Consider the following 14,570-nt stretch of genomic DNA (forward strand, 5'->3'; position numbering starts at 1 on the left):
GTTGTGCTTTAATAAATACAAATAATTCAATTCAACACGTATGAAGCTGCCGGTTGAGATTAGTGAAAGAGCCTTGGAGGAGGTAAAAAACATCCTGAAGAACAAAGGGATACCAGAAGGATACGGCTTACGAATTGCTACCAAAGGGATGGGATGTGGTGTTGGCTTCAAGCTAGGCTTTGACAAAAAGAAAGAGACGGACGATGAGTATTTTGTAGATGGTGTTCAGATTCTGGTTCAGAAAAAGGAAATGATGTTTTTGGTTGGAAAAAAGATCGAATTCTATGATGAAGCTGATGCAAGGGGGTTTGTGTTTGTTTAACCCTGTAGCTCCACAGTCGCCTTCTTACACAATCCTTTAATTGGTGGATTGTACTTACTCACTGTCACTTTAACATGCTTAATTTCGGAGAAATTTTCTTTCAGGGCTTTGATCATCTTTCCAGCTAAATGCTCTAATAAATTAGCATCTATGCTCATTACATCCTGCACGATTTCATATACTTTTTCGTAGTTCACCGTGCCTTCCAGCTTATCATCCAATGCTGCTTCCGTAAAATCTAAATCAAGTGTTACGTCAACACTGTACTTATTTCCGATGACACGCTCCTCTTCATAGTAGCCATGGCGTGCATAGAACTCCATTCCCTCCAAAGAGACTTTTCCCATGATATTAATCGGTATCTAGTTCGTCAAAGAAAGAAACTGTTTTGGATATACGAGGCCCTTTTTTCTCTTCAGTTTCTTCATCCTTGTTTGCCACAACTGTATCTTTTTCGGCAGGCTTTTCCTTCTTCTCAATTGTAACTTCTTCCTCTTCTTTCAGTACAGGAGGTTCCTCTGGTTGCTTGACGTTTAATTCCTCTTTGGATTCATCTTTTGCTTCTACTTCTTCCTTTTGCTTTACAGGCTCAATCCTTACTTCTGGTTTGGGATCTGGAGAGGTCTTTTGAATGATTCGTTCGCGTAATTCCTCTGTTTTCGGAGGTTCCTTTATTTCTTGGACTTTAGGTTCCTGAATCTCAACTCTTGGGGCTACTGCTTCTTTTGCTGGAGGTTCGATGGTCTTAGTATCTATTTGAACCTCAATTTTTTCAGATTTGATCCGCTCTTCACTTTCACGCGCAAGTTTTTTTACTCGTTTCACATAGTCGTCAAACTTAAATTCTTTGTTCTCGCCCGTATTTCGTTCAACTTTTTCAATGAGTGTGACTGAAAGGTTTTTCAGTTCCTGAAGTGCATTTTGTCTGTGATTTTCAATATCACGATGATTCTGCTCAATGCTTTTTACAGCATCCTGTAATTCTTCTATAATCTGACGAGCTTCCATCTCAGCTTGCTCGATCATGGCTCTGGCTTTATTTTTCGATTCACTCAAAAGCCCCTCTGCGTTCATTTTGGTTTCCTTCATGTGAAGTTCTGCAGCTTTGTTTGCCTGATCGATCACATTAGCACCTGTATCTTCTGCTGTCTTAAGAGTTTTATATAGAGATGTTTCTACTTCGCGAAGTTTGGCAACTTCCTTCTCTGCTTGCTGGAGCTTTAGGTTTAGCTCCTTGTTTTCTTCAAGCATTCGTTCCCACTCATTGGATAGCGACTGTAAAAAAGCGTTGACTTCATCTTTATCGTACCCTCTTAGCTTCTTCTCAAAGTCTTTTTGACGAATTTCCAGCGGTGTTATCTTCATTCTGCAAATTTAATTTCCCAAACGGAGATCGAACGATCATCGCTACAAGTTACTAACAAGTCGTGATAATTCATCCAAAGCAGCTTATTAACGCTATTTCCATGTCCTGCGTGCCTATGTTTATCTAATACTTTTAACAGGCGAAAACTATGTGCATCCCATAGTTTAATTGCCTTGTCCATACTAGCTGTAACAAAGTAGCGCCCGTCTGCTCTAAAGATTACGTCATTGATGGTATATAGATGCGCTGCGATTGATTCTCTCAGCACATAATCTGCCTGACTGTCCCATACTTTTAGCTGAGCATCCCGACCACCAGATATCAAATATTTGCCAGAGGGATGAAATTTTGATGCAAAAACAGAGTTTTTATGTCCTTTCAGTTCATTTAATACCTCCATGGATTGGCTGTCGATGATTCGTATTGTATTGTCACTGAAAGCAACCGCTACCTGATTTGCATACCTATCGAAGCTTCTTACCCGATCATTTGCGTATTTTATTCGATTTTTGATTTCCAGATTCTTTGACAGTACGACTACTTCTCCGTTGGAAAGACCAGTCCAAACCTGATCATTGATAATTTTCAAATCAAAAATCTGGTGATCTCCAAGCTGGATAGAGGCAACTTCCTTTTTTAAATTGAGATCAATCTTGTGCAGGCCCTCGTTGTTTTGCGCTACATAAAGAAAACCTTCTTTCGAATCAAATGTGATCGCATAGACAGAGCCTTTGATTTTAACAATGACCTCTCCCTCGTTCGGTGATCTCAGATCCCACAATACAACCATGCCTTCACCTCCTGCTGAAACGAATCTATAATCATCTATGCGATAAAGGGTATAAATGCTGTCATTGTGACCAAGAAAAGTATGGAGTTTTTTTACGTCGATCTTGCCCATTTGGTAAGCAAAAGTATTACAATTGCTTTATGCCATTGCTATTAAACAAAGAGATTGATGACCAGTCTGCATATGCTGTTTGGAACATTCAAGAAACGTTTCTAGAGCTTCCATACCTATCTCCAGAGCCATTTCCAGCTGATTTAAATCCAGTAAGGCAAGCAGAGTGGATTGTGGGGAGAATTTTGGTGAAGTCATTATGTAAGAAATTCGGTATTGAATTTAAGGGCATTAACAAAGAGGAAAATGGTAAACCATACCTCAATGGTAGCAAGGTGCATATTTCCATTTCTCATTCATTTCCAATAGCCGCTGCTATGATTCATCTGGAAAAACCCTGCGGTATAGATATGGAGCGTCCACGAGACAAACATGAATATGTGAAAATGAAATACCTACACTCTTCAGAAATGCAGTACAAAGATGACCTTCAAAGGCTCTGTACCATTTGGTGTGCCAAGGAAGTGATTTACAAAATATTTGGGCGTAAGTTTCTCAGCCTTAAAGATGAAATCCAGGTTTCATTTGAATCTGATAGCATCATGAAAGGCGAGATACTCAAAAAAGGTCATGAAGAGACCCACATCATCTACTATGAATGGGTGAAGGAGTATTTGCTAGCTTTTGGGACTTAATCGTTCTTGCGGAGTAGAAATACCGCACCCAAAATTCCAGCTATTATCAAAGTAAATATGATCCTGTTCCACTCACCATGAACTGCATGCGTTATAGTGGCACCAAGCATAATGGCTCCTAAACCTAATGCAGCTTTCGACGCGAATTTCGGAATAAAAATGAGGATTGCTCCAATGATTTCCAACCCACCAATGATTTGGTAAAAATGATCTGGAAATCCCCAGTCATTGAATTTCTGAAACCACGCTTGTGCAGCCGTAAACTTTGCTTGTCCAGCAATAAGGAACTCCAGGCCCATAAGGACTTGAAGAGTCCAAGTCAGAATTCGTTTAAATTTATTTTTCATGTTTTATGAGTTTTGGTATGAATCTAAGTATTGATTGGCTCTTTTTAGGATCACTTTATAGAATGACACATAAATGCTGATGATTTTAACTGCAGTACAATTAAACTGGTGGATGATTTTGATTTTCTGCGCCTCTTTGGGACTTTTTTGGGCCTACTTTCTTGCAACCCATAAAAGAGGAAATGTAGCTGCAAATAGGTTTGTGGCTATTCTATTATTGGCACTTGCCATTTTGATAATCAGACATTCTTCAAATTTTGGCTTAGATAATTCAGCAGCTCGCCTTCTCTATTTTCTATCTCAAGGAGTATTGTTTTTAATCGGTCCATCTATTCTCTTTCATTTCCAGAGTCTCGCAAAGAAGCAAATAACTACAAAGCATATCCTTCAGCATTATGGCTTTTCTATTGTGCTGACACTTGCTCTATTGGCAGTTTTCAACTATCGAGAAGAGCTACTCAATATCAATCGTTCATCAGCTTTGAAAATCATATTATTCAGTTTTGTTTCTTTTCAAGTTGGACACCTGATGGTATATCTATTTATCTCCAGAAAAGAGATCGTCCATTATGAGGCAAAATATGGCCAGTATCATACTGCTACTTCACGCATAAATCTCCGATGGATGAAAGGATTGATTCGAATTATTTCCTTATTCTCTTTATTGATTTTAGCTATGTATTTTTTAATTCTTTCAGGTGGCTATTATTCAATCAACAACAATGCCGACCTGGTGTTTCTTTTAGCCGTAGGTTTGATAGTCATCCGAATTGTAGTGACTTCTTGGCGCCAACCTGAAGTCGCTTCAGGAATTTATCAAGAGGAGAGTAAATACAAAAATTCTCCGCTTTCTTCTTCAGAATCTACCGTGCTAAAGGAGAAGCTAGACCGGCTTGTAAAGCAAGAGAAAGTTTTCAAAACTCCAGAATTGAATTTAAATCAGCTTGCCAAAAAACTTGAAGTCCCCGCCTATATCCTTTCTCAGCTGATCAATCAAGAATACAATAAAAATTTCTTCAACTTCATCAATGATTTTCGAATTGAATTTGCATCACAGAAAATTAAAGATGGAGATCTTGACACACTTACGCTTGTAGGAGTGGCCTATGAAGCTGGCTTCAATAGCAAGAGCACTTTTAACAGAGCGTTTAAGAAAAAGATGGGATGTACGCCAAAAGAGTATAGTAAAGCAAAAAGGCTCATGCATTCATGAGCCTTTTCCTCTTACTCATCTTTTAGAATTTTAACGGGATTTACCTTAGCGGCCTGTAGCGATTTGATACCAACAGTAAGCGCGCCGATCAAAAATGTGCTCAAGCCAGCAATGATGAATAATAAAGGATTTAGCGAAGTTCTAAACTCAAATCCCTCTAGCCACGAATTTCCAAAATAGTAGCCAAATGGTGTTGCTACTATGAACGCAAAGATCATGAGGATGGAGTAGTCTTTTGAGAGCAACAGAACCAATTGCTTAATGCTGGCACCATGTACTTTGCGAACACCTATTTCCTTAGATCGCTGCTCGGCGGTAAATGCAGAAAGTCCAAAAAGTCCAAGGCAGGAAATAAAGATTGAAATGATTGCAAATATCTTCACCAGTGAGCTTACTGTCATCTCACTATCGTAGCTTGATGCATATACCTCATCTACAAATTCATAATTGAGTTCTTGATCCGGATCAAGTTCCTCATTAACGGAGGCGATGGACTCAATAGCTTTGTTGGGATCTCCCTGAATTTTAACTAAAGCGATATTGGTTCTGGAAGGAACGATACATGATATAATTAAGGGTGCGATAGGTTCGTGTAGGTTTCGCATGTGAAAATTTTTAACAACACCTACAACTTTGCCATCAATGCCCCAAAAGGACAAATCCTTGTTGATAGGATCGTCGAATCCCATTAGTTCAGCCATCACCTCATTGATTATGAAGTTGGTTGAATCGGCCAATTGATCGTCAAATGCTCTTCCAGTGGAAATTTCCATCCCCATCACTTCAATGAAATATTCATCTGTCAGCATGATGTTTATTTCATAGCCTTCTTCACTCATTCCCTCCCACCGAACTGAACTTGTGGATCTACCATAGGAGATCGGATTTCCTGAAGAGGCAGTCATTGCTTTAACCTCAGGGATTTTTTCAATTTCGGTTCGATAAGTATTTAATCTTTCACCAAAATTTCCTCCCATTTGAACAGCTACAAGGTTCTCCTTATCCAATCCAAGGTTCTTGCTTAAAACGTACTCAAGCTGAGCATAGATAACTGCCGTGCCAACAATCAGAAGTGTAGAGATTGAAAACTGAAATACGACTAGACCTTTTCTAAAATATGCGGCTCCTGACGACTGTTTTACTGCCCCTTTTAATGAGCGAATGATGTTAAATGTTGGCAGCAGAACAGCCGGGTATAGGCCTGAAAGAAATCCAACGCCAATAGTAATGCTGAGTAGGAAATACCAGGTTATTGGTTGGCCGAGTTCTATTGTTAACTGTCGCCCTACAAGCTGATTGTAGTATGGTAGCAGCAGCCAGACAATTAAAACGGACAGAACTACACTCATCAATGATAGCAAAAGAGATTCTATAAAAAATTGAGCGCTTATCGAAGACTTGTGCGCTCCCATTACTTTTCTTAAGCCTATCTCTTTTGATCTCCTTCCCGACCTTGCTGTGGCAAGGTTCATGAAGTTAATACATGCTATCAGGAGAATAAAAATTGCTACAATCGACATTATTTGCACATAATCTATGCGACCTCCGGAAACGACTCCATTTTCAAAATTTGAGTAGAGATAATAGTCTTGAAATTTGTGCGCGACTAGGTATTCTTCGCCTGAATTACTTTGCCCAGCAGCATGAGTGATGATTTCATCATACATACGCTCAGCAACTACCGATAGGTCCTCTTCATTCCTAAGCGTAAAGTATATTTTGAAACTACCATTTCCCCAATCATCAACCCAATCATTTTGATTGAAGAAATATTGTGCTGGCAATAACCAATCAAACTGAAGACTGGAATTTTGCTTAATATTTTCAAAAACCGCACTTACGATGGCTTCTCGTCCATCATCAATCACCACAGAAGAGCCGATCGCTTTATCTCTCCAATCAGAACCAAATTGCTTTTCGGCAATAGATCTGGAAATAACAATGGCCCCCAAATCTTGCAGAGCAGTTTTTGAATCACCTTCCAAGAGATCAAATGAGAATAGCGAAAGAAAATTTGAAGAAGCAAAGAAGCCTTCTTCAATGGAGCGTTCATCTCCTTTTTCAAAAGTCATGTCAATTGGCCAGCTAAGCTGTGCGACTTCTTCTATTTCGGGATATTCCTCACGCATCAAATCAGCAACTGGCTTGGGTACGCTCCACGTAGTGTTGACCATTCCACCAGACTGCTTCATATTTCTGAAAACTTCGTAGATTCTATCACCATTTTCATGAAACTTATCTACTTGAATTTCATCGTTGACCCACAAGAGAATGAGCATACTAGAAACGAGTCCAACGACTAATCCAAGAAGATTAAGCGCGGTAAATCCTTTGTATCTCAGGGCATTTCTGAGTGCGATTTTTAGATAATTTTTAATCATAGCAGTATTAATTAGTCCGTTTTTGATTTCAAGATTTTTGATGATCCCTGGACGAAATAACAGCACTACATCCAGGACATATTTGAATTTGGCCTTGAAAAGGCTCTCACTTGCACGTTCAACATATAACTCAGAAAGGTCACCTTCTACATCCTCTATCAATATTGGACTGCAAAACCATCTTAAAAATCGAGTTGCAATCTTTGGAGGTATTATGGTATTCCTTTTATTCATACCTTAATGAGCTCACAGGGTTTGCTCTTACCGCCTTTATCACATGGAAACTGATGGTAGCAAGCGCAATGAGTAGTGCGACCGCTCCTCCAATGAGGAATAAAAATGGGTTGATATCTATTCGGTATGCAAAATTTTCTAGCCATCCTGACATGAAAACATATGTGACTGGTGATGCAATTACAAAAGATATAAAAATCATGGTCGCAAAGCCTTTTGACAATAAGATCATGAGTTCTTGCAGGGAGGCTCCCATCACTTTTCTGATTCCTATCTCTTTAATTCTTCGCTGGATCGATATAGATGCCAAACCAAAAAGCCCCATACATCCTATGAAAATAGATAGTACAGCTATAATTGTAATGACAGATCCCATCTGCTGATCAGACTTATAGAGTTCATTAAAATGATCGTCAAGGAATTCGTATTGCAAAGGGTAGTCTGTTACAAACTTTGAATAGATGTTTTCAATTTCATTGAGAGCAGCTTCCACATTCTTGCCATTGATTTTTACAGACATCTCACTATATCCCCACGCTGTATGTACTACCATAGACAGTGTATTCACTTTGTAATGAAGTGAGTTGAAATTGAAATCTTCGGTAACACCGATTATCGTACCTAATGAGTCATTTGGGTACCATCCATGACCTGCTTTCTCACCAACTGGTTTATCAAATCCCAGTTCCTTAGCAAAAGACTCGTTGATGATAAATGCCAGGCCATCGTCTGTTGCAAATTCCTTAGAGAAAGTCCTACCTTCCTTTAGTTCTATTCCATATACATCTAGATAGTCATAGTCTACATGAACATTGGATGGCGTAAGATTGAGCATACCGGTATCTTGTCGAACCTTAAATCCCCATTGATGGAAGTTATTTCCTAGTCTCTGTCCAGAGGCTGTTACTCCCAAAATATTGGATTGATTCAAAAGCTCTTCTTTCATTTCATTAAAGCTTTCTTGCATCTCACCGTTCATTTCTATGAGTACGATGTGGTCTTTGCTAAACCCAATATCCTTGTTCTTAATGTAAAAGAGCTGCTCAACAACAATCAGTGTACATACTATCATGCCGAGTGCCAGACTGAATTGTAATACAATCAATGAGCTTCTAAAAATGGATTTCTTTTCCTGATTCTTAAGGCCTTTCAAAACGACTATTGGCTTGAAAGATGACAGGTAGAGCGAAGGGTAAAGGCCCGCTATTATACCTAAGATCAGAGTGATTCCAATCGCAATTGGGATAAACTCTATATCCATTAGAAACGGAAATATGGAAAGCTGCCGATCGATCAGGTTATTGAGAAATGGAAGCGATACCGTGACTAAAATGATGGCAAAAACCAAGGCGATAAGCGCCAACAAAACAGACTCAAAAATAAATTGATTGAAGAGCTGTCTACGCATTGCTCCGATGGTCTTTCTTACTCCTACCTCCTTGCTTCTATAACTGGCGCGAGCGGTCGTCAAATTCGTGAAATTTACTGATGCTATGATCAAGATGAAAATGCCAACCAGTACAAATACATCCAGGTATTGACCATTGAATTTTCTGTAATTGTTGTAATCATGCTCAATATCCATTGATGCCAAATGAACTTCTGGAAGAGGCTGGAGAAAGAGTTTATAAATCTCATTGATGTCCGGATTATCCATCGCTCTGCTTAAATAAGCAGGAAACTTGTCGGTTAAAGCTTCAATGTCGGCTTCCTTATTTAGGATCAAATATGTGTTGAGGAAATTGCTTCCGAATCTATTATTGAAGGCCTCTACTTCATTCCCTGAAGCAAACACAGATAGTGCAATATCAAACTGTAGATGTGAATTTTTCGGAACATTTTCCATTACACCTCTTACTACATACTCATTATCATCTACATCAAATCTTTCTCCAACAACATCAATATTGTCAAAAAGGCGAAGTGCAATATCCTTTGATATAACAGCATCAAGTGGTCCGCCTATGACTTCTCTTCTATCACCATGTATAAGATTGAAATTAAACATCTCGAAAAAGGTGCTATCTACACCTACTACTCGCTCTGCTATCAAAGATTTATCATCCCTCCTAATAACCTGACTTCCCCAGCTCCAAAATCGAGTATATCTCTCGATTTCAGGAAATTGATCAGTCATGGTTGGTCCCATTCCCGGCATTGAGAGAGCTACTTTTTGAGTATTGGTACCTGGAAAACTTTGAATTTCGCAGAGTCTATACATATTCTTTTCATGAAATGCGTCGAATGATTTCTCGTCTCTTATGAAGAGGAAAATGACCATGCATGCAGCCATACCTATTGTGAGGCTGAAAATATTGATGGAAGAGAAGCTCTTGTATTTTAAGAGATTTCTGATTGATGACTTTAGGTAATTTCTGAGCATAGATGTGTTGATTAGTCTGTTTTTAATATCGAAGCTTCTGATGATGCCTGGCCGAAATAGCAGCAGTACATCCAATATGTATTTGAGTTTGGCCTTGAAATGATTTTTGTTTGCCCGTTCAACAAAAAGCTCAGACAAGTCACCTTCTAGATCCTCAATCAGTAGTGGATTGCAAAACCACTTTAAAAAGCGTGTTGGTAATTTTGGAGGCGATATTTGAATGTTTTCACTCATCCAAATTTGAAATCAAACGCAACCGAAGGAATAGAATCCCATAACTGCTTTCTAGTCTCCATCACTTGTTGTAGTACTTTTTTACCTAATGGAGTTACTTTGAAATACCTCTTGCGTTTTCCTCCTCGAACTGCTGTCGCCTCTCCGAATTCTGAATCGAGGTAGCCTTTTTTCTCCAGCCGATTCAAAGCCGTACGCATAGCCCCCACACTGACTTTGCGCTCAAGGCGACTCTCTATTTCTTCTTTAATAGATATGCCATATGCATTTTCATACAAGACAGCAACTGTCAGCATTACCACTTCCTCAAATTCCCCTATCGAATACTTATTCATAGATTATATATTTAAATCCTAAAAGTAGTCAAAATATTTAAGTCTTAAATGTAATCTTAATACTCCTGTAAAGAATAAAGGTTACAAAGACTCGCTTTTCGAATTAGGATTTCTTGGATTTCAGCCTACTCTGGATCTTATCACTTTTCAGCTCTCTAAGTGCATCAGCAGCTATCCATCTGGCAGGTTTTGTGTTTTGAAGTTTAATTTGTTCCGCAACTTCAATCGCTTTAGCATTTAGGGCCAGATTTCGCTTGCCTATTTGTCTAAGTGCCCAATTCACCGCTTTTTTTACGAAGTTTCGGTCATCCCATGATTCTTTTTCTATTATTGGGAAGAATCGCTCAATATTTTCGTTCGACAGTTTACTACTCGCAAGAGAAAGGCCAACCATGACTGCAAAGGCCATTCGTTTTTCATATTCAGGCTGCCTACTACTCCACTCTTTCACTTTGTCATAAGCAAAATCTGTTTTGGATATAATTCTCATCCCTAGTCCATCTACTAAATCCCACGAATAACACTCAGAAATCCATTTTTCGGCTTTTTCCCGCGTAAATTTCTTAGGTTCTGATACGTGAATTGCAAGCAGTTTGCATTCGTGCAAATTTTGATCCCACAGCTTACACGCTAGTTCTTGACTCTTGCCTAATTCTTTCGCGTATGGTTTTAAAAAAGCATTTTTTATACCGAGGAGAGTTTTAGGTGCTCCCTTAATCCCAAAATACTCCATTGTGGAGATGTATTCAGGATCTGCCATATCATTTAGGTCCTTTAAAATATGATCGAGGGTCTTCATAGAGAGAAATATTGATCATCCATTTTCTGAAGGATCAATTTAATCTCATCTGCTTTGTGGTAATCTCCGAGTTTTTCAAACGAAACAATGAGATTTCGAAGTGCTCTTAGCACTATGTCAAGATTAGAACATGGATTGTAGAAAATATCCTGTTTCTCAAGTTGAAGACTTTCTAAATAATTATCAATATCATCACGTGTAAAAACTAACCCTCTATTGAATACATTGATATAAAAAGATTCATCCCCAATCTGATATGTCAGAATAAATAAATTTGGCAGGTTTACTCCATAGATGGGTAGCTCCATTTTTTTAGCCAATAGTAAGTAGATCGAGCACAAAGAGATCGGGTTCCCTTTTTTTGTTTCCAACACTGCATTGATCATGGAATTGGCGGGAGAATGGAAATTCTTAGTATTTGCTCTGAATCTGAATTTGTTGAAAAAAATCTCATTAAAAATCTTAATGCGGTCATATGGAATCATTTCATCTTCCATATGACGCCATAGCTCATGATATAATTGATCAGTTTCTTTCCGTAATTCTTCTAACTCCAGATCTGGATAAAGATAAGTTGCAACAATCCAAAGTCCTTCCAGTAAATCTTCAGATTCTCGTTCCTTCCATTCCAAAAAACGCTCTTTTAATAATTCAAATTGAAGCTCATGGACTAAATCTTCAATCTTCCCTTGAATGATCGGATTAAACGTGCTCTCCCACTCTAGTTCCAGCAAAGGGATTATGCTAGTTCCAATAGACATGATCTTCTCCTCAACATGAGAAACCACCTCATGGTCTTCGTCATCCAGGAGAACAACAAGGGCTTTTATTTCAGATTCTTTGAGCAAGTAATAAAGTTATCAAGTTTGAATGACTCCTACATTCATGCGTTCTTCAATTGGTGCATGATTCGCCATTTCTATGCCTTTTGAAATTACATCTCTGGTTTCTTTTGGATCAATAATACCATCCACCCAAAGTCGTGAAGCGGCATAGTAGGGGCTTAACTTCTCTTTATATGAATCTTCAATTTTCTTTAGCTGTGCTTGTTTTTCTTCATCAGTAAGCTCCTTGCCTTTTGCCTTAGCTGATGCAATTTCAATTTGAAGAAGTGTCTTTGCTGCAGAACCACCACTCATTACGGCTATTTCTGCTGTAGGCCATGCATAAATCAATCGTGGATCGTACGCCTTTCCACACATGGCGTAGTTACCAGCTCCATAGGAGCTGCCCATCACGATGCTGAATTTAGGAACCACAGAGTTAGAAACCGCATTCACCATCTTAGCTCCATCTTTTATGATACCGCCATGTTCAGAACGTGAACCAACCATGAATCCATTCACATCATGTAGGAATACTAATGGAATCTTACGTTGATTACAATTCATGATGAATCTCGCAGCCTTGTCTGCAGAGTCTGAGTAAATCACCCCGCCCATCTGCATTTCTCCCTTTTTTGTTTTTACTACTTTTCTTTGATTGGCCACGATACCTACACTCCATCCATCAATTCTTCCGTATCCACATACAATTGACTTACCATACAATTCTTTGTATTGATCAAAATCTGAGTCATCTACCAGGCACTTGATCACCTCTACCATATCATATTGAATTCCTCGATTTGAGGGGAATTCACCGTAGATATCTTCAATTTTCTTCTTGGGAGCCTGGCTTTCAGCTCGATTAAATCCTGCAGTGTCGGGGTCTCCGATTTTGTCAAAAATCTTTTTAATGGCATCCAGGGCAGCTTTATCGTCAGCGAATTTATTGTCAGTGACACCTGAAATTTCACAGTGTGTAGTAGCACCACCTAGGGTCTCATTATCAATATCCTCACCAACAGCGGATTTTACGAGATAGCTGCCTGCTAGGAAAACCGATCCAGTGCCATCAACAATCAATGCCTCATCTGCCATTATTGGGAGATAGGCTCCGCCGGCAACACAGCTTCCCATAATCGCTGCAATCTGCACGATTCCCTTAGAGGACATAACTGCATTATTCCTGAACTGACGCCCAAAATGCTCTTTATCTGGGAAAATTTCATCCTGCATGGGTAGAAAAACGCCGGCACTGTCCACTAGATAAATGATTGGCAGGTTATTTTCAATGGAGATTTCCTGGGCGCGAAGATTTTTTTTGGCCGTCATTGGAAACCATGCTCCTGCCTTCACAGTTGCGTCGTTAGCCACTATCATGCATTGCTTCCCGGACACTTTCCCAATACCAGTAACTACTCCTGCTGATGGGCAACCACCTACTTCCTGATACATTCCATCAGCAGCAAATGCACCAACTTCAAGAAAAGCATGCGGATCGTCAAGGAGGTATTCGATACGCTCACGTGCGGTGAGTTTCCCTTTCTTGTGATGTGAGGCTATTTTCTTTTCACCTCCTCCAAGTTTTACTTTTTTCAGACGCTCGTTTAGCTTGTATACCAGCTGCTTGTTGGCATCTTCATTTTTGTTGAATTGAATGTCCATGAATTTTCGCTACTTACCTTCCTGTGAAATTCCTTTGAGCTTTTTGTTCTTTTTTCCAAGAGGAGCCATAAAATCTTTCGGGTAGTTATTAAAGTGAATAATGAGCTCATCCATATCTACCAAAAGCTTATTCAAATTATTATAAATGGAATCATTTTTAAGAAGTTTTCCAACTGTTCCTTCTTCAGACTGAACTGCTAATAAAAGCTTATTCACGTGATCCAGTGACTCGTTTACTTTTTCTAATGTCTGAGTCAACGGAACATTCCTTAGTGAGTCAATCAATGATTTTGAACTTGCTAAAACTTCATCTAATTGATCTGAACGATCTTTTATACTTATGAGAAGGGAATCTGTAGAGGCAATTACTTTCTCTACCTGTAGTCTATTTACCTTATTTGTGATGGTTCCAATAGAATATTTTAATGTATCCACGGTTCCCCTTATATCTGTTTTATTCAATTCATCTAAAAGACTATTGAGTTTGGTTATAGTTGTGTTTAAGTTGTCTGCAACTGGCTCAAATTGTGATAGCATACCTGCATCCATATCGGAGGCTAAGGTATCTCCTGGTTGAGCAATTTCTTGAGAAGTCCCTACATCAAGTACAATTGCCTTTCCTCCAAAAAGTCCATCATTCGCAAGGGTTGCTGACGCATTCCTACTAATCATTAATCCTTCATCAATATCAAGCGAAACAACAATGTATCCTTTCTTTTGAACCAGTTCAAAACCGCTTACTCTTCCGACAGGTAATCCATTGAAATAGATTGGGTTAGAGACGTTGAGACCTGCAACATTGGAGTAAGTTGCGTAGAATCTATTGGAGGGTGAAAACAAATCAGATCCTCTGAGGAAATTGAACCCATAGTACAAGAGAGCTCCTGAAATAATGGTGATTAAACCAATCTTAAATTCTTTTGACACAGTT

Annotated in this window: 14 protein-coding genes; 3 read left to right on the plus strand and 11 right to left on the minus strand. The window is 39.0% G+C overall.

Going from position 1 to position 14,570, the window contains the following annotated elements:
* Nucleotides 1-40: 40 nt before the first annotated feature.
* On the plus strand, nt 41-322 hold the full coding sequence (locus tag ABJG98_RS16335; RefSeq protein WP_348280613.1) for an iron-sulfur cluster biosynthesis family protein: 282 nt from the start codon (nt 41-43) through the stop codon (nt 320-322).
* Here ABJG98_RS16335 and folB read toward each other — a convergent pair.
* The 3 genes from folB to ABJG98_RS16350 are packed head-to-tail and all read right to left on the minus strand — an operon-like array spanning nt 319 to nt 2,589.
* Nucleotides 319-669, minus strand: coding sequence for a dihydroneopterin aldolase (folB, locus tag ABJG98_RS16340; protein WP_348280614.1), 351 nt, complete (start codon nt 667-669; stop codon nt 319-321). The genes ABJG98_RS16335 and folB overlap by 4 nt on opposite strands.
* Nucleotides 670-673: 4 nt before the next feature.
* Nucleotides 674-1,687 carry a DivIVA domain-containing protein gene (locus ABJG98_RS16345; RefSeq protein ID WP_348280615.1) on the minus strand — a complete coding sequence of 338 codons (1,014 nt, stop codon included), beginning with the start codon at nt 1,685-1,687 and terminating at the stop codon, nt 674-676.
* Nucleotides 1,684-2,589, minus strand: a complete 906-nt coding sequence (locus tag ABJG98_RS16350; RefSeq protein ID WP_348280616.1) for a WD40 repeat domain-containing protein — start codon at nt 2,587-2,589, stop codon at nt 1,684-1,686. The genes ABJG98_RS16345 and ABJG98_RS16350 overlap by 4 nt, the downstream gene beginning before the upstream one ends.
* Before the next feature lie 29 nt (nt 2,590-2,618).
* Here ABJG98_RS16350 and ABJG98_RS16355 point away from each other — a divergent pair, with 29 nt between their 5' ends.
* The gene (locus tag ABJG98_RS16355; RefSeq protein WP_348280617.1) at nt 2,619-3,224 is read left to right on the plus strand and encodes a 4'-phosphopantetheinyl transferase superfamily protein; all 606 of its coding nucleotides are present in this window, start codon (nt 2,619-2,621) and stop codon (nt 3,222-3,224) included.
* Here ABJG98_RS16355 and ABJG98_RS16360 read toward each other — a convergent pair.
* Nucleotides 3,221-3,571, minus strand: a complete 351-nt coding sequence (locus tag ABJG98_RS16360) for a DoxX family protein (protein WP_348280618.1) — start codon at nt 3,569-3,571, stop codon at nt 3,221-3,223. The two genes, ABJG98_RS16355 and ABJG98_RS16360, sit on opposite strands and share 4 nt — an antisense overlap.
* 79 nt (nt 3,572-3,650) lie before the next feature.
* Between ABJG98_RS16360 and ABJG98_RS16365 the strand changes: the two genes are divergently transcribed.
* Nucleotides 3,651-4,784: a helix-turn-helix transcriptional regulator gene (locus tag ABJG98_RS16365; protein WP_348280619.1), complete on the plus strand. Its 1,134-nt coding sequence runs from the start codon at nt 3,651-3,653 to the stop codon at nt 4,782-4,784.
* Nucleotides 4,785-4,795: 11 nt separating this feature from the next.
* On the opposite strand, the gene ABJG98_RS16370 is transcribed toward ABJG98_RS16365, so the two are convergent.
* The 7 genes from ABJG98_RS16370 to ABJG98_RS16400 all read right to left on the minus strand — a co-directional run bounded on the left by ABJG98_RS16370 (nt 4,796) and on the right by ABJG98_RS16400 (nt 14,566).
* Nucleotides 4,796-7,399, minus strand: coding sequence for an ABC transporter permease (locus tag ABJG98_RS16370; protein WP_348280620.1), 2,604 nt, complete (start codon nt 7,397-7,399; stop codon nt 4,796-4,798).
* Nucleotides 7,392-10,016, minus strand: a complete 2,625-nt coding sequence (locus ABJG98_RS16375; protein WP_348280621.1) for an ABC transporter permease — start codon at nt 10,014-10,016, stop codon at nt 7,392-7,394. Before ABJG98_RS16375 ends, ABJG98_RS16370 begins: the two co-directional genes overlap by 8 nt.
* On the minus strand, nt 10,013-10,351 hold the full coding sequence (locus ABJG98_RS16380) for a helix-turn-helix transcriptional regulator (RefSeq protein WP_348280622.1): 339 nt from the start codon (nt 10,349-10,351) through the stop codon (nt 10,013-10,015). The genes ABJG98_RS16375 and ABJG98_RS16380 overlap by 4 nt, the downstream gene beginning before the upstream one ends.
* 103 nt (nt 10,352-10,454) lie before the next feature.
* Entirely contained in the window at nt 10,455-11,150 is a 696-nt protein-coding gene (locus ABJG98_RS16385) for a DNA alkylation repair protein (RefSeq protein ID WP_348280623.1), read from the minus strand.
* Nucleotides 11,147-11,998 carry a transglutaminase-like domain-containing protein gene (locus ABJG98_RS16390; protein WP_348280624.1) on the minus strand — a complete coding sequence of 284 codons (852 nt, stop codon included), beginning with the start codon at nt 11,996-11,998 and terminating at the stop codon, nt 11,147-11,149. Before ABJG98_RS16390 ends, ABJG98_RS16385 begins: the two co-directional genes overlap by 4 nt.
* Nucleotides 11,999-12,010: 12 nt before the next feature.
* The gene (locus tag ABJG98_RS16395; RefSeq protein ID WP_348280625.1) at nt 12,011-13,639 is read right to left on the minus strand and encodes an acyl-CoA carboxylase subunit beta; all 1,629 of its coding nucleotides are present in this window, start codon (nt 13,637-13,639) and stop codon (nt 12,011-12,013) included.
* A 9-nt stretch (nt 13,640-13,648) separates the two neighbouring features.
* Nucleotides 13,649-14,566, minus strand: coding sequence for an MlaD family protein (locus ABJG98_RS16400; RefSeq protein WP_348280626.1), 918 nt, complete (start codon nt 14,564-14,566; stop codon nt 13,649-13,651).
* Nucleotides 14,567-14,570: the final 4 nt, after the last annotated feature.

This window comes from Ekhidna sp. (assembly GCF_039960695.1).
Lineage (GTDB): Bacteria > Bacteroidota > Bacteroidia > Cytophagales > Cyclobacteriaceae > Ekhidna.

Excerpts from the sequence above, each read along its gene's own strand:
- ABJG98_RS16335 (WP_348280613.1), top strand. The coding sequence starts at position 41 with ATGAAGCTGCCGGTTGAGATTAGTGAAAGAGCCTTGGAGGAGGTAAAA.
- folB (WP_348280614.1), bottom strand. The coding sequence starts at position 669 with ATGGGAAAAGTCTCTTTGGAGGGAATGGAGTTCTATGCACGCCATGGC.
- ABJG98_RS16345 (WP_348280615.1), bottom strand. The coding sequence starts at position 1,687 with ATGAAGATAACACCGCTGGAAATTCGTCAAAAAGACTTTGAGAAGAAG.
- ABJG98_RS16350 (WP_348280616.1), bottom strand. The coding sequence starts at position 2,589 with ATGGGCAAGATCGACGTAAAAAAACTCCATACTTTTCTTGGTCACAAT.
- ABJG98_RS16355 (WP_348280617.1), top strand. The coding sequence starts at position 2,619 with ATGCCATTGCTATTAAACAAAGAGATTGATGACCAGTCTGCATATGCT.
- ABJG98_RS16360 (WP_348280618.1), bottom strand. The coding sequence starts at position 3,571 with ATGAAAAATAAATTTAAACGAATTCTGACTTGGACTCTTCAAGTCCTT.
- ABJG98_RS16365 (WP_348280619.1), top strand. The coding sequence starts at position 3,651 with ATGATTTTAACTGCAGTACAATTAAACTGGTGGATGATTTTGATTTTC.
- ABJG98_RS16370 (WP_348280620.1), bottom strand. The coding sequence starts at position 7,399 with ATGAATAAAAGGAATACCATAATACCTCCAAAGATTGCAACTCGATTT.
- ABJG98_RS16375 (WP_348280621.1), bottom strand. The coding sequence starts at position 10,016 with ATGAGTGAAAACATTCAAATATCGCCTCCAAAATTACCAACACGCTTT.
- ABJG98_RS16380 (WP_348280622.1), bottom strand. The coding sequence starts at position 10,351 with ATGAATAAGTATTCGATAGGGGAATTTGAGGAAGTGGTAATGCTGACA.
- ABJG98_RS16385 (WP_348280623.1), bottom strand. The coding sequence starts at position 11,150 with ATGAAGACCCTCGATCATATTTTAAAGGACCTAAATGATATGGCAGAT.
- ABJG98_RS16395 (WP_348280625.1), bottom strand. The coding sequence starts at position 13,639 with ATGGACATTCAATTCAACAAAAATGAAGATGCCAACAAGCAGCTGGTA.